This window comes from Nocardiopsis sp. NPDC058789 (assembly GCF_042745575.1).
GTDB lineage: Bacteria > Actinomycetota > Actinomycetes > Streptosporangiales > Streptosporangiaceae > Nocardiopsis > Nocardiopsis eucommiae.
This window is the reverse complement of the sequence record NZ_JBHYOW010000002.1, coordinates 242,350-260,804: the sequence shown is the minus strand read 5'-3', so window position 1 is coordinate 260,804 and position 18,455 is coordinate 242,350. Positions and strand designations below refer to the sequence as shown.

The window sequence follows — 18,455 nt, the reverse complement described above, 5'->3', positions numbered from 1 at the left end:
GCAGGATGGGGGCATGAACCTGCACCAGAACCTGCTGAACGAGCCGCCCGAGACCCGCCTGGCGGACGACCCCGAGGCGCGCGAGGCCCTGGCCTTCTCCGACGACCCCACCCCGGTGGCCGGTCGGTTCCCGAGTTACTCCGCCGCGTGGGCCCGCCTGGCCGAGCTGGCCCTGGCCGACGGCCAGCCGGTGACCGCCTACGCCTACGCCCGGACCGGGTACCACCGCGGGCTGGACCAGCTGCGCCGTTCGGGCTGGAAGGGCCACGGCCCGATCCCGTGGGAGCACGAGCCCAACCAGGGCTTCCTGCGGGCCCTGCACGCCCTGAGCCAGGCCTCCGAGCAGATCGGTGACACGGAGGAGGCCGAGCGCTGCGCCACCTTCCTCCGCGAGTCGAGCGAGGAGGCCGCCCAGGCCCTGAACGCCTGAGCCCCCGCGCACCACGCGGCCCGGCCGGACCCCCTGGGGTACGGCCGGGCCGTCCGCGTTCTCGGAGGCGGGGCGCGCACACCCCGAGAAGGTCCCGCGGACCCGGTGTGGGAACCCGCACGCGACGGACGGGAACGGGGCCCGGTGGCCGCGGCCCCACCTCGCCACTGACGGTTCCGGAGGGCGGCGCCGAAGGACGGTGAGCGGAGTGCCACAAAGCCCCACTTAACCCGGATGCGCAGGTCGTGTACGCTCAATACGCAACGGCCCCTGTCGCTGCCTTGCGCCAGGGGTTCATCCATGTTCGGGGTCGGAAAGGCCCCGGTCAGGTGTCGAGCGAAGAGGTAGAGACCAATGCCGGCGATCACGCTCGTGGGTGCCCAGTGGGGCGACGAGGGCAAGGGCAAGGCGACCGACCTGGTCGGTGACCGCGTGGACTACGTGGTCCGTTACCAGGGCGGCAACAACGCCGGGCACACGGTGGTCATCGGTGACCAGAAGTACGCCCTCCACCTGCTGCCGTCCGGCATCCTCTCCCCGAACGTCGTCCCGGTCATCGCCAACGGCGTCGTCATCGACCCGGGCGTGCTGTTCGAGGAGCTGCGCGGCCTCCAGGAGCGGGGCGTGGACACCTCCCGCCTGGTCATCTCGGCCAACGCGCACCTGATCATGCCCTACCACCGGGCCCTCGACAAGGTCAGCGAGCGCTTCCTCGGCAAGGGCAAGATCGGCACCACCGGTCGCGGCATCGGCCCGACCTACGCCGACAAGGTCACCCGCCAGGGCGTGCGCGTGCAGGACATGTTCGACCCCAAGATCCTGCGCAAGAAGATCGAGCTCGCCCTCCACGACAAGAACCAGCTCCTCACCAAGGTGTACAACCGGCGGGCCCTGGAGGCCGAGCCGATCATCGAGGAGTACCTGGGCTACGCCGAGAAGCTGCGCCCGCACGTGGCGGACACCTCCCTGATCCTCAACAAGGCGCTGGACGAGGGCAAGACGGTCTACCTGGAGGGCTCGCAGGGCACCCTCCTGGACATCGACCACGGCACCTACCCGTTCGTGACGTCGTCCTCGCCCACCTCCGGCGGCGCCGCCGCGGGCGCGGGCATCGGCCCCAACCGCATCACCAAGGTCGTGGGCATCCTCAAGGCCTACACCACGCGTGTGGGCTCCGGGCCCTTCCCGACCGAGCTCGTCGACGAGCAGGGCGACTGGCTGCGCACCCAGGGCGGCGAGTACGGCGTGACCACCGGCCGCGACCGCCGCTGCGGCTGGTTCGACGCGCCGATCGCCCGGTACGCCACCCGGATCAACGGCATCACCGACTTCTTCCTGACCAAGCTGGACGTCCTCACCGGCCTGGAGCGCATCCCCGTGTGCGTGGCCTACGACGTCGACGGCGTGCGGCACGACGAGATCCCGATGACGCAGACCGACTTCCACCACGCGACGCCGATCTACGAGTACTTCGAGGGCTGGTCCGAGGACATCACCGGCGCCCGGAAATTCGAGGAACTCCCCAAGAACGCGCAGAGCTACGTGCGTACCCTTGAGGAGATGGCCGGGGCTCCGATCTCCGCCATCGGCGTCGGTCCCGGCCGCGAGGAGACCCTCCAGCTGCGTTCCCTGGTCTGACCCGGCGTCACACGACTCCTCCAGTAGAAGAAGAGGCCCCCTGTAGTGAAAGCCCTCGTTCTCGGCGGCGGAGGCCGCGAGCACGCACTCGTCCGCGCTCTGTCCCTTGATCCGGGCGTCACCAGCATCCACAGCGCCCCAGGCAACCCGGGCATCTCCGACCTCTCGGAGAACCACGTCATCAACGTGACGGACGGGCTGGCCGTGACCGAGCTGGCCGCGCGCATCCGCGCCGAGCTGGTCGTGATCGGCCCGGAGGCGCCGCTGGTGGCCGGGGTGGCCGACGCCCTGCGCGACCGTGGCATCCCGGTGTTCGGCCCCGACAGGGAGGCGGCCCGGCTGGAGGGGTCCAAGGCCTTCGCCAAGGAGGTCATGGAGGCCGCGGGCGTGCCCACCGCCAAGGCGCGGGTGTGCCGGAGCGCCAGCCAGGTCTCCGAGGCCCTCGACGAGTTCGGGGCCCCGTACGTGGTGAAGAACGACGGGCTGGCCGCGGGCAAGGGCGTGGTGGTCACCGAGGACCGCGCCCTCGCGGAGCAGCACGCGCGGGAGTGCGGCCGCGTGGTCATCGAGGAGTACCTCGACGGCCCCGAGGTCTCCCTGTTCGTCCTCACGGACGGCGCCCACGCGCTGCCGCTGCTGCCCGCCCAGGACTTCAAGCGCGCCTACGACGGCGACCAGGGGCCGAACACGGGCGGCATGGGCGCCTACGCCCCGGTGCCGTGGGCCCCCGCCGGTCTGGTGGACGAGGTCATGGAGTCGGTCGTGCGGCCGACCGTGTCCGAGATGAACCGCCGTGGCCACCGCTACCAGGGCCTGCTCTACGTGGGCCTGGCGCTGACCTCCAGGGGCCCGCGCGTGGTGGAGTTCAACGCGCGCTTCGGTGACCCGGAGACCCAGGTCGTGCTGGACCGCCTGGCCACCCCGATCGGGGCGGTCCTCCAGGCCACCGACACCGGCGGTCTGGGGTCGATCGGTTCGCTCCAGTGGAAGTCCGGCGCCGCGGTGACCGTGGTGGTCGCGGCGGAGAACTACCCGGGCGACCCGGTCAGGGGCGACCTGATCGGCGGCCTGGACGCCGCGAACGCCCTGGAGGGGGCCTACGTGCTGCACGCGGGCACCGCCTGGGACGGGGTGCGCGACGTCAAGGCCAACGGCGGCCGCGTGCTGAACGTCGTCGGCACCGGCGCGAACCTGCGCCAGGCCCGTGAGCGCGCCTACGAGGCGGTCGGCCGGATCGAACTGCGCGGCTCGTTCCACCGCACCGACATCGCCGAACGCGCCGCCGCCGACGTCTAGGCACGCCCCAGGGCGACGCACGACAAGTTCCCGTGGGGGCCTCCGGCACGCCGGAGGCCCCCGCGCGTCCCGGCGCCCCCGGGCACGACCCAGAGAGAAGCGTCATGAGTGGCTTCGTCACCGTTCCCGAGCCCGTCGAGGTTCCGGGGCTCACCCACCTGCACACCGGCAAGGTGCGCGACCTGTACTCGACGGACTCCGGCGCGCTGGTGATGGTGGCCAGCGACCGCGTGTCGGCCTTCGACTGGGTGCTGCCCACGGAGATCCCCGGCAAGGGCCGTCTGCTGACCCAGCTGTCCCTGTGGTGGTTCGAGCGCCTCGGGGACCTCGTCGCCAACCACGTCCTCTCCGACACCCCGCCCGAGGGCGCACCGGCCGACTGGGCCGGTCGCACGCTGGTCTGCGAGCGGCTGGACATGGTCCCGGTCGAGTGCGTGGCGCGCGGCTACCTGGCCGGGTCCGGGCTGGCCGAGTACCGGGTGGACCGCACGGTGTGCGGCGTCCCCCTCCCCGAGGGCCTGGTCGACGGCTCCGAGCTGCCCGAGCCGGTGTTCACCCCGGCCACCAAGGCCGAGGTGGGCGACCACGACGAGAACGTGTCGTTCGAGGTCGTGGCGGAGCGGCACGGGGAGCGGCTCGCCACGGAGCTGCGCGACCTCACCCTGCGGGTGTACGGGCGCGGTCGGGACGTCGCCCGGGAGCGCGGCGTGATCCTCGCCGACACCAAGTTCGAGTTCGGCCGGTCCGCCTCGGGTGACCTCGTCCTCGCGGACGAGGTGTTCACCCCGGACTCGTCCCGGTACTGGCCCGCCGACGAGTGGAGCCCCGGGCACGCCCAGCCGTCCTTCGACAAGCAGATCCTGCGCGACTGGCTGACCTCGCCCGCCTCGGGCTGGGACCGCGCCTCGGACACCCCGCCGCCGGAACTCCCGGAGAACGTGGTGGAGCGCACTCTGTCCCGTTACGCGGAGATCCATGAGCGTCTGACCGGCGCCAAGCCGACTCTCTGACCGACGCGGACCGCGTGATTCCGCGCACGGGGACGTCGTTTCGGCTGTGGGAGCGCGTATGGTGGTGAAGTCGTATGCAACACCGAAGTAACGGCCAGCTATGCGTACGACCCATGGTCTCTCCCACGGCGTAATGCCTCTTTGGCCGTTTGGCGGGACTTCATCCGCAATCAGCGGGTATACCACGTTCTGGGCCGTTTGGCGCGATCCGCTTGCTATAGAGTCATCGCGAACCGACCGGCTCACCGGCCGCGCAGGTCACACACAAGATGGTCGCAACGTTTCAGGGCGAACCCGCGTCTCAACGCATACAGGCGATACCCGGCGAGGGTGACCCTTTTTTTCACACTGCCTCACGAAGGAGCACATGAGCATGGGCCAGGAGGTTCGTTACCGCGTCCGCGGCGGACGCCCCCTCAGCGGAACGGCGTTCATCCAAGGCGCGAAGAACGCCGTCCTGCCGATGATCGGGGCCGCCCTGCTGGCGTCCAAGGGACGTACCGTGCTGCGGAACGTCCCCGTCATCGAGGACGTCTACCGCGCGCTTGAGCTCGCCGAGCACGTGGGTGCCAAGGTCGAGTTCCACGAGTCCGAGCGCACCGTCGTCATCGACGCGTGCGGGCTCAACGACCCCGAGCGCGCCGTCCTGCCCGCCGATATCGCGGCCCGCTTCCGCGGTTCCGTGCTCTTCGTGCCGGCTCTGATGCACCGCACCGGCCGCGCCCGCATCGAGGGCGTCGGCGGTTGCAACCTCGGCAGCCGCAACCTCGACTTCCACTACCGGGGCTTCGCCCGTCTGGGCGCGGAGGTCACCGAGGACCTGGAGCTCAACCACATCAACGTGGAGGCGAGCAAGCTCCGGGGCGGGCGTCTGTACCTGGACACCCCGTCCCACACGGGCACCGAGAACCTCCTCATGGCGGCCGTGCTGGCTCCCGGCACCACCGTGATCGAGCACGCGGCCCTCGAGCCCGAGGTCATCGACGTCATCAACTTCCTCTCCGCCATGGGCGCGAAGATCAGCGGTGGCGGCACCGGCCTGATCACCGTCGAGGGCGTCGAGGAGCTCACCGCCGTCGAGCACAGCATCATGTCCGACCGCATCGACGCCGGTGTGTTCGCGATGACCGTCGCCGCCACCGGTGGCGAGGTCAGCCTGGTGGGCGCCCACCTGGACCACCTGGGTGTGGCCCGGTGGAAACTGGAGCAGATGGGTGTCGGCTTCTCGCAGGAGGGCGCCGTCCTGCACGTCCAGCGGGACCCGTCCGTGCCGCTGCGCCCGATCAACGCGGTGACCTCGCCGTTCCCGGGCTTCGCGACGGACCTCCAGTCCCCGCTGATGGCGCTGGCCACCCTGGCCGAGGGTGAGAGCTACATCCACGAGGCCATCTACGACGGCCGCTTCGCGCTGGCCGACGAGCTCAACAAGATGGGTGCCAAGATCGAGGTCGAGGGGACCCGCGCCATCGTGCACGGTTCCACGAACCTGCGCGGCGCCGAGGTGATCGCCCACGACCTGCGCACCGGCGCGGCCCTGGTTCTCGCCGGACTGGTCGCCGAAGGTGAGACAATCGTGGCGCCTGGTTATCTGGTTGACCGCGGTCACGCTCAGTTCGCGTCGCGGCTCGCCGCGCTGGGCGGCGACGTGGAGCGCGTCACCGTCTCGTAGGAGCCGTAGGCGCAGTTCAAGCCGGGGTGGGGGGCTTCCTCCCACCCGGGCTTTCGGCGTTGATATGGAAAACGATCTTCTTTGGCCCCGCACAATGGGTACGATCTCGGCAATCATGCCGTGACAGAGATCGGGTCGGGAAACCAGTGGGCGCACATAGTGAAGAGCGTGGAATGGTAGCGGGGAGCAACCCGAGGTGAGTGCGCAGCGTACTGGCGATTTGACGATCGGCGTCATAGGACCTCATGAGGTGGTCGAACGGGTCATGCTCATGGGTCCGGGGTCCACTGGTCCCCTGAACGCCAGACTCATCGCCGCCGCCTACCGAGACGAGCAGGAGGCGACGGACAAGGTCGTCAGGCTGGGGTCGGCCATCGACGCCTACCTGTTCGCCAGTCCTGTCCCCTACGAGTTCGCACGGAAGGCCGGCGTGTTGACCATGCCCGCGACCTTCGTGCCGCTCGGCGGGGCGAGCCTGCACGAGGCGCTGCTCCGAGCGACGCTGGACGATCGTTACGACCCGACCAGAGCCAGCCTCGACGTGCTCAGCCGCGCCGACGTGGTGGAGGCCTACTCCGAGGTCGACCTGCCCGTGGACGGCATCCACGTGCACGAGGAGCTGACCAACACGGCCCAGCTCACGTCCTTCCACGAGGGGCTGTGGCGGCGCAAGGCGACCAGGATGGCGATCACCTGCGTGCGCGGGGTCGCCGAGCGCCTGGAGGCCATCGGGGTTCCGGTGATCCGGCTGCGGCCCACCAACGCGGGTGTGCGCAGCGCCCTCCAGACCGCCGGTCTGCTGGGCGCGCACCACCGCCTGGAGGAGGCCCAGCTCGGCGTGGTCGTCGTGGACGTGCCCACGCTGCGCGACTCCTCCCGGCGTTCCACCCCGCGCTACTGGCGCGAGGAGCTGCGGCTGTCCCTGCACCGGCTGCTGCTCCAGGAGGCCCACCGGATCAACGCGACGGCGCACCGGCTGGACGATCACTCGTTCATGGTGACCGCCACGCGCGGCTCGCTGGTGACCGCGACCGAGGGGTTCCGGCAGCCCCCGTTCGTGGAGCGGATCAAGGCGGAGCTGGGCATCGCGATCGAGGTGGGCATCGGCATGGGCCGGACCACCCAGGACGCGGAGTCCCACGCCCGCGCGGCGCTCAACCGGGCGCAGGCCTCCAGGCAGAGCTTCGCGGTGGACCGCGAGGGCCGTTCGCTGGTCCCGGCCCAGCGCGCCCCGGCCCGGCAGTCGTCGGAGCCCCTGCGCACCAAGGGCCGCGAGACCCTGGTCCGCCTCTCGGAGAAGATCGCCGAGGAGGACGGCCCGCTGGTGGTCGACGCGGAGAACGCCGGGCGCATGCTCGGGGTCACCTCCCGGACCGCCCGGCGGCTGCTGCGCACCCTGGTGGAGGAGGGCCTGGCCTGGCCCCTGCCGCCCAACCGCACCCTCCAGCCCGGGCGCCCGCGCCAGCTCTACCGGCTGATCGTGGAGAAGCTGGACAAGGACGCCGCGGGCAAGTAGGCCCGCTCGTGACGCCCGACGGGGGCGGCTCCCACACGTGGGTGCCGCCCCCGTCGGCGTTCGCCGGGTCCGTGGGTCAGCGGCGCCGGGGGTAGTCGGTCGCGACGGAGAGGAACACGTCGTTCTCCTCGGGAGTGCCGAGGCTGACGCGGGCGCCCTCGCCGTCGAACGGACGCACCGAGACACCCGCCTCGGCGCAGGCCGCCGCGAAGTCGAGGGTGTCCTCATCCAGCCGCAGCCACACGAAGTTGGCCTCGGTGGGGGGCACGGTCCACCCGGAGGCCACGAGGGCGCCACGGACGCGCTCACGCTCCTTCACGGTGGTCTCCACACGCTCCAGGAGCTCGCCCTCGGCGTCCAGCGAGGCGATCCCGGCCGCCTGGGCGAGGTGGTTGACCGCGAAGGGCACGAGTGTCTTGCCCACGGCGGAGGCCACGTGGGGGTGGCCGACGAGGTAGCCCAGGCGCACGGCGGCGAGGCCGTAGGCCTTGGAGAAGGTGCGCAGGACCGCGACGTTGGGCCGGTCCCGGTACAGCCGCACGCCGTCGGGGACCTCGGGGTCGCGCACGTACTCGCGGTAGGCCTCGTCGAGGACGACCAGCACGTGGTCGGGGACGCGGTCGAGGAAGTCGACCAGCTCCCGTTCCCGCACGGCGGTGCCGGTCGGGTTGTTCGGGTTGCACACCAGCACCATGCGGGTGTGGTCGGTGATCGCCTGGAGGATCGCCTCGAGGTCGTGGGTCTCGTCCCTGAGGGGTACCCGGACCGAGGTGACCCCGGACAGTTCCGCGAGCAGGGGGTAGGCCTCGAAGGAGCGCCAGGCGTAGACGACCTCGGCGCCCGGCTCCCCGACGGCCTCCAGGAGCTGCTGGAGCAGGCCGACGGAGCCCGCGCCGAGCGTGAGGTGGTCCTCGGGCACGCCCAGGCGCGCGGCGAGCCGGGTGAGGAGCTCGGTGGCGCCCGGGTCCGGGTAGCGGTTGAGTTCGGCGGAGGCCCTGGTGACGGCCTCACGCACGGACGGGAGCGGCCCGAGCGGGCTCTCGTTGGAGGACAGCTTGACGGAACGCCCGTCGGGCCCGACGACCTTGAGCCCGGGCTTGTAGGCGGGGATGGACTCCAGTACCGCCCGCAGATATGGCGATTTCGACTCCGACACCATTGTCCTTCCTCAATACTTTGTGCTAACCCCGCGACACTCTCAGCAATGGGAGGCCCGGGTCGGTCACCGCTCCAAGCGGAAATATCGCACAAACGAGGAGATACCACCATGCGTTTGCGTCATCGTTCTGCCCGTTCCGCAGCGGGCGTATCCCTGCCCGCCGCGATCGCGCTGACCTCCGCGATCGTCCTGAGCGCGTGCGGCGGAACGGACGAGGGGCAGGGCGACGACCCCAACGCCGAGGCCGCCGCCAAGCTGCACGACGCCCAGCCGATCAACGTCGGGGACGTGACCCTGCTCCCCGAGAGCAGCGAGGCCGGAACCTACTCCGAGCTTGTCACAGTGCAGTACTCGGAGGAGGTCCGGGCCTCCACCGAACTGGACAAGCCCGAGTGCATGGACGCCGCCAACCGCTGGGCCGACCTGGAGGCGGTGCGCGAGGCCCCCACCTCGGTCGCCGCCTACGAGTGGGAGAAGGGCAACGTCTCGCACATCCTCGTCCAGCTCGACGAGGAGTCCGCCGCCGAGGCCCTGGCGGTCGAGCCCCCGGACTCCTGCGCCGAGTACACCGCGACCTACGAGGACGGCAGCAGCTCCGCGTACGGCATCACCGACCTGGAGGTCCCCCCGGTCGGCGACGACTCCCGCTCCTTCGCCATCCAGGTCAGTGACGACGGGGGCGAGAACCACATGTACACCGTCATGTACCGCAACGGCGGTCTGCTGGGCACCACCTCGGTGATGGGCCCCGGTGCGGCCGAGGACTACGAGCAGATCCTCCAGGACTTCACCGAGGCCGCCATCAAACGACAGGGTCAGATGCTCTGACCTCGTCGGGGAGACCACGCCCGGACTCGCCCGGGAACTCCTTGGCCAGGGTTCCGGGCCTGGCCCCGGCCCGGCCCTGGGCCTCGTCCCGCCGGGCCGCCTCACGCGGCCGGGGCAGCCTGCGCGGCGGTCCCTGGAGGTCCAGCGTGGTCACCGCGCCGAAGGACGCGATCACCGCGCCGCTCTCCCGGTCCACCAGGACCGCGCGCACGCCCGTCCGGCGCGGACCGTCGACCCGCACCGCGTACACCACGTCCACACGGCGGCCGTGGCGCAGGCCGTCGTAGCGGAGGAACCTCCAGCAGCCGTGCCGCCACGTCTCCTCGGGCTCGGTCCTGAGCATGACCCTGGCGTTGGTCCGCCAGACCTCGCTGCCGCGCAGGCGGCGGCGGGTCCGGCGTTCGGAGACCTCGCGCACCTCGCAGGGCTCCCGGGTGGCGAACCGGTGCGCCGCCTCGCGGAGCTCCGGGCTGAGCAGCGCGAGCAGGACCAGCTGCACGCCCAGGACCACCCCGTGGGTCGCGGTGGGGGCCGAGGCCACCTCCCAGCCGGTGGGGGCCAGCCCGACCGTCGCGGCCGCGCCCGCCGCGAGCAGGCCCGCACGGGTGAGCGTGCGCCAGCCGATCGGCGTCCGGCTCAGGCCGCCGAAACATCCGCACCCCGCCTCGGGGTCGCGGCGGCGGGCCACCAGCAGCAGGGCCACGGACACCGCGAACACCAGGGCGGTGAGCACCCGGGCCGCCTCGCCGAGGAGGCCGGTCGCGGTCAGCAGGGCCACCGCGAGGGCCGCCTCCAGCAGGCAGGTGGCGAGTGTGACGGGGCGCCGCAGGCGCTCGGGCAGCAGGACGGACACGCCCGTCCCGGCCGCGCGCGGGCTGGCCTTGGCCGCCGCGCCGAGCAGGAGCAGGGCCGCGAGGAGCGGCAGCTGGACCTCGCGGACCGCGTCGAGAACCTCCGGGAACATGGGTCATCCCTCCTGGTGGGCGACGGTCATGGTCGCGTTGAAGCAGCCCGCCTCCAGTCGCCCGCCGAGGGCGACGAAGGAGGTCATGGTGAGGGAGGCGAGACGACCCGCGCTCTGGCTCCCGCAGGCCGGGCACAGGTCGCACAGCCAGCTGTCGGCGGCGGCGCAGTCCACGACGGGGACGACGGCGGTGTCCCTGGTGCAGTCGTTGCGGAGGCTGAGCGTGGCGCCGGTGGACAGCAGCGGCAGCGGGACGCAGGGGGTGCGGCGGTCGCAGGCGCCCTCGTGCCCCGCCCGGTCGAGCGCCGGGTAGGCGGCCCCCGCGACCACGGCCCGCGGGTCCAGGTGGCTGGAACGCCCCCAAGCGGGGTCGTACCAGGTGGCGATCCCGGTGACGGTCGTGGAGTGCTCGCGCGTGCGCGGGCGGCGCGGAGTGGAGCTCAACGGGTAGGGCGGCTGGGTGGTGACCGGCCGCGTCGCCACGATCTCGCCGCCGCGCCAGACACCGACGGCGTCGAAGAGGTAGCCCGGTTCGAGCCTGGGGTGGCGCACCCCGATGCGTCCGGAGGAGCGGTAGGGCAGGAGCACGGTCAGGCGGGGGCGGCCGTGTCCGGGGTCGATGCTGAGGGCGTCGCCCTCCTTGTCGGTGATGAGGCCGGTGGCGCGGGCGGGCTGGGCCCAGACGCGTTCGGCGACCAGTCGTCCGTCGTGGGAGCACAGCACCACGACGTCGTCGCCGGGGCGCAGCTCGGTCGGCGGGACCTCGTCGCCGCGCCAGAAGGAGGTGACGCGCTCGTAGAGGAACCGCTCCTCCCCCTTGGGCGTGGCCACGCAGAGCATGTACGAGGTGGCGTCGACCACCACGCCGCGCGTGACGCGGTGGTGGACCGGTGTGGGCTCGGGTACGACCTTGGCACCGAGCACGGCGGCGGTGAACCGCCGACGGTCCCGACCGCTGTCCGTGATCACTGACATGTCCTTCACGCCCCCTTGCAGACCGACTCGTCCGTCTGTGCCCATTGTCTCCCCCGCCTCCCGAAACGCCCGCTCACACGCCGACACGTGCCGGTTCGTGTCGACCGTCCGCTCCCGGGGCGCCACGCCGGGGCGGGGGGACTCCATCGCCTGCGGACAGGGGAGAACTCGCCTCCGCCCAGCCGCGACACGGCGTCACCGCACGCAAGCATTTGTACACACTTTGTGTCCTCCAGGTACTCCGCACGCTCCGGACGCCCCCCGCGAACTCCCCCGCGCCGACACGCCCGACCCCGTCCCCCGGTTCGTCCTCCACACAATCGCACGAGGGTTTGTTCGCCCTTCGTGCGGTTTGTCGGCACGTGGTGTCCAGGTTCCTGGGGGTTTGCGTTCGCTGTGTGAGAGTGAGAGTCCAGGGCGGACCGCACGGGCGGTGCGCACGGGGACGGCACGCGGGGCGGTGACGGGCGTGAACGGAACGACACGGACACCCAGGCCCGAGGAGTTCAGCGACTACGTGTCCGAACGCGGACCGGCCCTGCTCCGCATGGCGCGCTCCCTCACCAACAGCCACGCGGACGCCGAGGACCTCCTCCAGGCCGCGCTGGTCAAGACCTTCCTCTCCTGGGGACGCATCGCCAACCCCCGGGCCCGTGACGGCTACGTGCGGCGGGCCATGGTCAACACCCAGATCTCCGAGTGGCGCCGCAAGCGCCTGGACGTCTACCCGACCGACGAGATCCCCGAGCAGCGGCTGGACGACCCCACCTGGCGCAGCGACCTGGCCGACGTGGTGGGCCGCGCCATCGAACGCCTGCCCGCCCGGCAGCGCGCCACGGTGGTGCTGCGCTACTACGAGGACCTCACCGAGGCCCAGATAGCCGAGCGCATGGGCGTCACCATCGGCACCGTCAAGAGCACCCTGTCACGGGCCGTGGAGAAGCTGCGCGGCGACGCCGACCTCGTCATCGAGCGCACCACCTCCTGACCCGGGGATGGCCGGAGACCAGGCCACCCGGTCTCCACCCCGCCGCCCGGGCACCCGAGGGTTTGCGGACACCGGGCCGCCCGCCACCGGCGGCCTCCGGCGAAGCTTTGCGCGCGGCCGATTCGTACAGGTATTCGGATCGCGACTTTCCCCCGGGATCCAGTCCGCCGCCCGCGCCTCCGTCTCCTGCCCCACCGCACGGGCCCTCCCACCGGACCGCGATCCGGTCCGTCCGCAACCGTCGGACGCACCCCGGAGCTTCGTGCTCCCGGGCGATGATCGGCACCGCCGAACCCGCCCGACCTCCAGGAGGAACCGCCGTGCGCACCACCCACGCCCCTCAGGACCCCGGCCCCGAGGACGGTCTCGACCTGCCCGAACTCGCCCCGCCCCGGTGGATCAGGCACCACGGAGAGATGGCCGGGGCCTCCTGGTTCCGGATCGCCCGCCGCATGCCCGTGCTCGTCGGCCAGGCCGTCGTGCTGGCCTGGAGGAGCGGCCCACGCGACCTGCTGGCCACCGTCCTCTTCACCCTCGGCAGCGGAGCGACGACCGCCTGGGCGCTGGTCGCCACCACCTCCGTGCTCGCGGAACTCTTCGCGGAGGTACCCACCCCGGCCCGGGTCGCCGCCGCGCTCCCCTCACTCCTCATGCTCGCCCTGGCCCTGGTGGCGCGGGGCGGCTGCGGGGCTCTCGCCGGCCGGGCCCGGGCCCGTCTCACCCCGAAGGTGGTCCTGGCCGCCCAACACGGCCTGCTGGCGGACGCCACCTCCGTGGAACTTCGGGCCTTTGACGACAGCGACTTCCACGACCACCTGTTCCGCTCCCACACCCGGGGGTGCGACGAGGCCGGGGAGCTGGTCCGCCAGACCACGGACCTGCTCGCCGGACTGGTGGGGATCGTCGCGGCGGCCGGGGTCCTGACCGCGCTGCACCCGTCCCTCGTCCCGCTCCTGCTGCTGGCGATGGTCCCCCAGTGGTGGGGGGCGGCCGCGTCCGCGCGCATGCGGTACCGCATGGTGCTCGCCTTCACGGAGGGGCGACGCCGCAAGCACATGCTGGAGCAGCTCATGACCGCGCGGGAGAGCGCCGCCGAGGTGCGTTCGTTCACCATGGAGCGGAACCTCCTCGCCGGGTTCGACCGCATCGCCCGGCGTGAGCTGGACGTCCACCTGAAGCTGGCCACCCGCCAGTCGGTGGTCCGCCTGGTCGGGGACACCGCCAGCGGACTCGTGACGGCGGGGGTTTTCGCGGTGCTGGCCGTCCTCCTGGTGCAGGGGGTGGTGCCGATCGCGGTCGCCGGGGCGGCCGTCGTCGCGGTCCGCGTGGCCCAGGGCGCGCTGAGCAGCGCCCTGTACGCGGTGACCGGCGTCTACGAGTCGGGGCTGTACTTCTCCGACTACGCGGCCTTCCGGCAGGAGGCCCGCACCCGCCTCCCGCGCCCCGGCCTGGTGCCCGCCCCCTCGGGGTTCGAGCGCGTCGAACTGCGGAACCTCACCTTCGGCTACCCCTCCGGGGAGGGCCCCGCTCTGGAGGACGTCAACCTCACCCTCCACCGGGGGCGGACCGTGGCGCTGGTCGGGGAGAACGGTTCCGGCAAGAGCACTCTGGCCAAGCTGCTCTCGGGGCTGTACACGCCCCAGGAGGGCAGCGTGTGCTGGGACGGCACCGACCTGTCCGGCGTGGACGGGGTGAGCCTGCGCGAGCAGATCGCGGTCATCGCCCAGGACCACACCCACTGGCCGCTGACCGCGCGCGGCAACACCGTGATGAGCAGCGCCCGGTGCGCGGAACGCTTCGCCCGGGCAGCGGCCGCGTCGCGGGCCGACAGCGTGGTCGCCGGCTTCCGGAACGGTTGGGAGACCCTGTTGGACAAACGCTTCGCCCACGGTGTGGAGCCCTCCGGCGGTCAATGGCCCGCCCGTCGCCCTCCACCACCCTCAAACGACGCCTTCGGCGCAGTGACTTCCCTTTCGCCGCGGCGCGCTCCTTCTACCGGGGCGACGACGGGAACGCGGTGCCCCTGCTCATCGCGGACGAGCCCACCGCCGCCATGGACGCCCGCGCCGAGCACGGCTTCTTCGAGTCCGTGCACGCCCACGCCCGCCGCACGGGCGCGGCCGTGGTCCTCATCACGCACCGGCTGGCCTCGGTGCGGATGGCGGACCACATCGTGGTGCTCGAACGTGGCCGGGTGGTCGCCCAGGGCACGCACGCCCAACTGATGGAAGAGGACGGCCTGTACCGGGAGCTGTGGGAGCTTCAGGCCAGCGCCTACCGAACCCCCGCCGTGCCGGAGCCCCGCACCCCCTGACCTGAGGTGGGAGGGGCCCCGCCACCCCGGGCCCCTCCTCGCAGGGGATTCGTTTTGCGCAGTGCCCCGCCGCTCTGTAGGCTGGTCGCAGCCAGGAGGATTCGCCTAGAGGCCTAGGGCGCCGCACTGCTAATGCGGTTGGGGGGCAACCCCCTCATGGGTTCAAATCCCATATCCTCCGCCGGTCAGAAGGGGTTCCTGCCCACGTGGTAGGGGCCCCTTCGTCGTGTCCGGAGTCAGCTGGCGCGGGATCCACGTCAGGCAGCCCCCACCCCCAGCCCCACCGACGACGAACCAGAAACCGCCACCAATCGACATGAGCGTGGCGAGCTCCGTTCTCCGGGCCCCCGAGGACGCTCGGCAGGGCCGCTGGGCGACTGGGGCCGAACTCAGCGGAGGAAGCAGTCCTCGCGTAGGGATCCGGGGATCGGGTTCTGGTGCTGAGACTTGGGGAGCTCGGGGTTCCGACTTTGGTCGGGTGAACCGAACCGCTCGTACGATGTGCGGCGCCGGCCCGCGTCTCTAGCGTCGGAGGCATGCCCAAAGCCGGTCACCTCCCGGTCGGACCATCCGCTCCGACACCGCACTCCGAACGCCTGCTCGCCCCGGACCTGGCACGGGGGATGATGCTGCTGCTCATCGCCCTCGCGCACTCCCGGATGCTGCACGCGGGCGGTCTCTCGTTCACCGCGCCAGCGGGCGGCGGCGCGGTCGACGTCGCCGTCCAGTGGCTGCTCACGTCGCTCGTCGACGGGCGGTCCGCGCCTCTGTTCGGGCTCCTCTTCGGGTACGGCCTCGTGCAGATGACCCGGCGTCACTCCGGGGACCCCGCGCAGGGGCGGCGACTGATCCGCCGACGCGGCCTCTGGTTGGTGGTGTTCGGAGCCGCCCACGTCGTCCTGCTCTACAGCGGTGACGTCATCGGGGCCTACGGTGCGTTCGCCCTGGTCCTCGCCGGGGTGGTGTCCTGGTCCGGCCGTCGGTTGTGGTGGGTGTCCGTGACCGCCCTCGTGCTGGGGACGGCCGCCACCACCGCACTCCAGCTGGTCGCCGGGAGCGACGCGCCGCTGGCCGTGGGAGCCACTCTCCTGGACAGCGCGTTGCTGCGGATCACGGTGCTCCCCCTGCTGCCGGTCGCCGCCCTGTCCGTGGTCCCCTCGGCCCTGATCGGGGTCTGGGCCGCCCGGACGCGTGTCCTGGAACGGCCCGACCTCCACGGGCCACTCCTGCGCCGTACCGTCGTGATCGGGTTCCCCGTGGCCGTGTTGGGCGCGCAGCCGGTCGCCCTCCAGGCCGTGGGTCTGTGGACGCCGAGCACAACCGGGGTCGGTGCGCTGGCCCTGGTCTCGTTCGCGGCGACCGGCATCGTCGGCGGGCTGGCCTTCGCTGCGGCCATCGCGCTCGTCGCGGCGCGTATCGGGGACCGGCGCGGGCCGGTGACGACGGCGCTGGTCGCGTGCGGCCGCCGGTCGATGACCTTCTACATCGCCCAGTCTCCGGTGTGGCTGGTGGCCACCGAACCCTCGCTGCTCGGCCTGGCGGGTGCGTTGGGCGCCGCGTCCGCCGCCGGGGTCGCCGTCGTCACGTGGGCCGTCACAGTGGTCATGGCGGACGTCCTCCGCCGCGCGGGACGGCGCGGACCGGCCGAGGCCCTCCTGAGGTACCTGACGTATCGAACCGCGGAACCCGCACGGACCCAGCCAGCGCCCCTCGGGGCGGAGGCCCCGGGGTGACGCCACGTCATGTGCGGGGGTGACGCGGCGCCACTGTCCCGCGGGTGCCCGGACTGCTTGGATCGGGGTACGGCGGGCCTCCCGGCTCGTGACCGGACCGGACGACGCCAAGGAGGGCACCGCTCGTGTCGGAGACCCCCGGAGGACACGCCCTGATCGCGGAGGACGTCCTCCTCATGCTCTTCCAGCCCGCTTCGGGGACGATCGCGGGTGAGAACGTCCTGTACTACGTGCTGGGCGGCGCGGTCCTCACCGAGCTGGCCCTGCGCGACCACGTCACGGTGCGCGGGTCCGTGGTGCACGCGGGATCCGTGGCGCCGACCGACGAGGTGCTGAGGTCCGCGTGGGACTACGTCGACAGGAAGCCGCACAGTGTGCACACCGTGATCGCCGCGATCGGACCGCGACTCCGGGCCACGCTGCTGGACCGCCTGGTGGAGCGGGGGCACGTCGAGCGCGACGACCGGAGGGCGCTGGGCTTCATCCCCCGAACCGTCCTCACGCTCGGCCGCTCCGGCCGGCACGAGGAACTCTTCGAACGGATGCGTTCCGTCCTGGTCGACCGGACCGAACCCACCGAGCACGTCGCGGCGGTGACCGCCCTGGTGTCGGCCAGCGGGACGCTTCCCCACCTCGACCGGCGGATCCCCTGGAACTCGGCCGTGTTCGGTCGGGCGCAGGAGTTGGAGCGGGGCGACTGGGGCGCGGGGGCGGCGGCCTCAGCGGTGATCCGCGCGAACACGGCCGTCGTCATCAACGCCATGGTCGTCTCCAGCGTGCTCGCGACGCGGTGACCGACCCCCGCGACTCACCGCGCCACAGGAGGTCACGGACCCGACACGCGGCGTAGGTTGACCCCATGCGCGTACTTGTCACGGGTGGGGCCGGGTTCATCGGATCGCGGGTGGCGGAGGAACTCCGCCTGGCCGGGCACGAGGCGGTGACCCTCGACGCCTACCTTCCGCTGGCGCACGCGGGGCGCGAGGGGGCGCCCGTGGACGTCGTGGCCGACGTCCGGGACGGCGCGGCCGTGGAGCGGGCGCTGCGGGGGGTGGACGCGGTCTGCCACCAGGCGGCCATGGTCGGCCTGGGGTCGGCGGACTTCCTGGACGCGCCCGACTACGTGGGCTGCAACGACCTGGGCACGGCGGTCCTCCTGGCGGCCATGGCACGGGCCGGGGTCCGCCACGTCGTGATGGCCGGTTCCATGGTCGTCTACGGGGAGGGCCGGTACACCTGTCCCGAGCACGGCGACGTCCGCCCCGGGCCGCGGGCGGAGGCCGACCTCCGGGCCGGGGTGTTCGACCCCCCGTGCCCCCGGTGCGGGACCGCGCTCGTCCCCGGTCTGGTGCGGGAGGACGCGCCGAGCGACCCCCGGAACGTGTACGCGACGACCAAGCTGGCGCAGGAGCACCTGTGCGCGTCGTGGGCGCGCGCGGTGGGCGGGCGGGCGCTGTCCCTGCGCTACCACAACGTCTACGGCCCGGGCATGCCCCGCGACACCCCCTACGCGGGGGTGGCCTCCTTCTTCCGGTCGGCGCTGGCCCGGGGCGAGGCGCCGCGTGTGTTCGAGGACGGCCGCCAGCGGCGCGACTTCGTGCACGTGCGGGACGTGGCCCGCGCCAACGTGGCGGCGCTGGAGGCGCTGCCGGACCGGGCCGAGGGCGCGCTGTCCGCGTTGAACACCGGGAGCGGCACCCCGCACACCATCGGGGAGATGGCCCGGGCGCTGGCGGACGCGCACGGCGGACCCGCCCCCGTGGTCACCGGCGAGTACCGGCTCGGGGACGTCCGGCACATCACGGCGTCCTCGGACCGGCTGGTCCAGGAGCTGTCCTGGCGTCCGAGGGTCGGATTCGCGGAGGGCATGGCGGAGTTCGCCCGCTCCGAGCTGCGGGGATCGGTCGGCACCGGCGTTCCGGGGTGATGACCGAT

15 protein-coding genes and 1 tRNA gene are annotated in these 18,455 nt (G+C 72.3%); 13 read left to right on the top strand and 3 right to left on the bottom strand.

From position 1 onward, the window contains the following. Positions 1-13: 13 nt before the first annotated feature. The 6 genes from ACFW3L_RS03285 (at position 14) to ACFW3L_RS03260 (ending at position 7,559) form a co-directional block, all read left to right on the top strand. Positions 14-430: a DUF3151 domain-containing protein gene (locus tag ACFW3L_RS03285; protein WP_378735812.1), complete on the top strand. Its 417-nt coding sequence runs from the start codon at positions 14-16 to the stop codon at positions 428-430. 354 nt (positions 431-784) lie between these two features. Next, the gene (locus ACFW3L_RS03280; protein ID WP_378735810.1) at positions 785-2,068 is read left to right on the top strand and encodes an adenylosuccinate synthase; all 1,284 of its coding nucleotides are present in this window, start codon (positions 785-787) and stop codon (positions 2,066-2,068) included. A 45-nt stretch (positions 2,069-2,113) separates the two neighbouring features. Then, the gene (purD, locus tag ACFW3L_RS03275; protein ID WP_378735808.1) at positions 2,114-3,364 is read left to right on the top strand and encodes a phosphoribosylamine--glycine ligase; all 1,251 of its coding nucleotides are present in this window, start codon (positions 2,114-2,116) and stop codon (positions 3,362-3,364) included. 104 nt (positions 3,365-3,468) lie between these two features. Then, entirely contained in the window at positions 3,469-4,374 is a 906-nt protein-coding gene (locus ACFW3L_RS03270) for a phosphoribosylaminoimidazolesuccinocarboxamide synthase (RefSeq protein WP_378735806.1), read from the top strand. A gap of 373 nt (positions 4,375-4,747) precedes the next feature. Then, the gene (gene murA / locus ACFW3L_RS03265) at positions 4,748-6,043 is read left to right on the top strand and encodes a UDP-N-acetylglucosamine 1-carboxyvinyltransferase (RefSeq protein WP_378735803.1); all 1,296 of its coding nucleotides are present in this window, start codon (positions 4,748-4,750) and stop codon (positions 6,041-6,043) included. 250 nt (positions 6,044-6,293) lie between these two features. Then, entirely contained in the window at positions 6,294-7,559 is a 1,266-nt protein-coding gene (locus ACFW3L_RS03260; protein ID WP_378735801.1) for a transcriptional regulator, read from the top strand. 76 nt (positions 7,560-7,635) lie between these two features. Here ACFW3L_RS03260 and hisC read toward each other — a convergent pair whose 3' ends face one another. Continuing rightward, complete coding sequence (gene hisC / locus ACFW3L_RS03255) at positions 7,636-8,718, bottom strand: histidinol-phosphate transaminase (RefSeq protein WP_378735799.1); 1,083 nt, start codon at positions 8,716-8,718, stop codon at positions 7,636-7,638. 171 nt (positions 8,719-8,889) lie between these two features. On the opposite strand from hisC, the gene ACFW3L_RS03250 reads away from it, so the two are divergent. Next, positions 8,890-9,546, top strand: coding sequence for a hypothetical protein (locus ACFW3L_RS03250; protein ID WP_378736184.1), 657 nt, complete (start codon positions 8,890-8,892; stop codon positions 9,544-9,546). Here the strand turns inward: ACFW3L_RS03250 and ACFW3L_RS03245 are convergent. Continuing rightward, the gene (locus ACFW3L_RS03245; RefSeq protein ID WP_378735797.1) at positions 9,521-10,510 is read right to left on the bottom strand and encodes a MauE/DoxX family redox-associated membrane protein; all 990 of its coding nucleotides are present in this window, start codon (positions 10,508-10,510) and stop codon (positions 9,521-9,523) included. The two genes, ACFW3L_RS03250 and ACFW3L_RS03245, sit on opposite strands and share 26 nt — an antisense overlap. 3 nt (positions 10,511-10,513) lie before the next feature. Next, positions 10,514-11,485: a hypothetical protein gene (locus tag ACFW3L_RS03240; protein ID WP_378735795.1), complete on the bottom strand. Its 972-nt coding sequence runs from the start codon at positions 11,483-11,485 to the stop codon at positions 10,514-10,516. A 460-nt stretch (positions 11,486-11,945) separates the two neighbouring features. On the opposite strand from ACFW3L_RS03240, the gene ACFW3L_RS03235 reads away from it, so the two are divergent. The 6 genes from ACFW3L_RS03235 to ACFW3L_RS03210 all read left to right on the top strand — a co-directional run bounded on the left by ACFW3L_RS03235 (position 11,946) and on the right by ACFW3L_RS03210 (position 18,447). Continuing rightward, positions 11,946-12,473 (top strand): SigE family RNA polymerase sigma factor, encoded by a 528-nt coding sequence (locus ACFW3L_RS03235; protein ID WP_378735793.1) that lies wholly within the window; start codon positions 11,946-11,948, stop codon positions 12,471-12,473. Between the two features lie 320 nt (positions 12,474-12,793). After that, the gene (locus ACFW3L_RS03230; protein WP_378735790.1) at positions 12,794-14,698 is read left to right on the top strand and encodes an ATP-binding cassette domain-containing protein; all 1,905 of its coding nucleotides are present in this window, start codon (positions 12,794-12,796) and stop codon (positions 14,696-14,698) included. A 183-nt stretch (positions 14,699-14,881) separates the two neighbouring features. Then, a tRNA-Ser gene (locus ACFW3L_RS03225) sits at positions 14,882-14,968 on the top strand. Positions 14,969-15,323: 355 nt separating this feature from the next. Further along, positions 15,324-16,520, top strand: coding sequence for a DUF418 domain-containing protein (locus ACFW3L_RS03220; RefSeq protein WP_378735788.1), 1,197 nt, complete (start codon positions 15,324-15,326; stop codon positions 16,518-16,520). 125 nt (positions 16,521-16,645) lie between these two features. After that, entirely contained in the window at positions 16,646-17,314 is a 669-nt protein-coding gene (locus ACFW3L_RS03215; RefSeq protein WP_378735787.1) for a GPP34 family phosphoprotein, read from the top strand. A 65-nt stretch (positions 17,315-17,379) separates the two neighbouring features. Then, positions 17,380-18,447, top strand: coding sequence for an NAD-dependent epimerase/dehydratase family protein (locus ACFW3L_RS03210; protein WP_378735785.1), 1,068 nt, complete (start codon positions 17,380-17,382; stop codon positions 18,445-18,447). The last annotated feature ends 8 nt before the right edge of the window (positions 18,448-18,455 follow it).

What these genes read in the sequence shown, in the direction of transcription:
- ACFW3L_RS03285 (WP_378735812.1), top strand. Translation starts at nt 14, where the DNA reads ATGAACCTGCACCAGAACCTGCTGAACGAGCCGCCCGAGACCCGCCTG.
- ACFW3L_RS03280 (WP_378735810.1), top strand. Translation starts at nt 785, where the DNA reads ATGCCGGCGATCACGCTCGTGGGTGCCCAGTGGGGCGACGAGGGCAAG.
- ACFW3L_RS03270 (WP_378735806.1), top strand. Translation starts at nt 3,469, where the DNA reads ATGAGTGGCTTCGTCACCGTTCCCGAGCCCGTCGAGGTTCCGGGGCTC.
- murA (WP_378735803.1), top strand. Translation starts at nt 4,748, where the DNA reads ATGGGCCAGGAGGTTCGTTACCGCGTCCGCGGCGGACGCCCCCTCAGC.
- hisC (WP_378735799.1), bottom strand. Translation starts at nt 8,718, where the DNA reads ATGGTGTCGGAGTCGAAATCGCCATATCTGCGGGCGGTACTGGAGTCC.
- ACFW3L_RS03245 (WP_378735797.1), bottom strand. Translation starts at nt 10,510, where the DNA reads ATGTTCCCGGAGGTTCTCGACGCGGTCCGCGAGGTCCAGCTGCCGCTC.
- ACFW3L_RS03240 (WP_378735795.1), bottom strand. Translation starts at nt 11,485, where the DNA reads ATGTCAGTGATCACGGACAGCGGTCGGGACCGTCGGCGGTTCACCGCC.
- ACFW3L_RS03220 (WP_378735788.1), top strand. Translation starts at nt 15,324, where the DNA reads ATGCCCAAAGCCGGTCACCTCCCGGTCGGACCATCCGCTCCGACACCG.
- ACFW3L_RS03210 (WP_378735785.1), top strand. Translation starts at nt 17,380, where the DNA reads ATGCGCGTACTTGTCACGGGTGGGGCCGGGTTCATCGGATCGCGGGTG.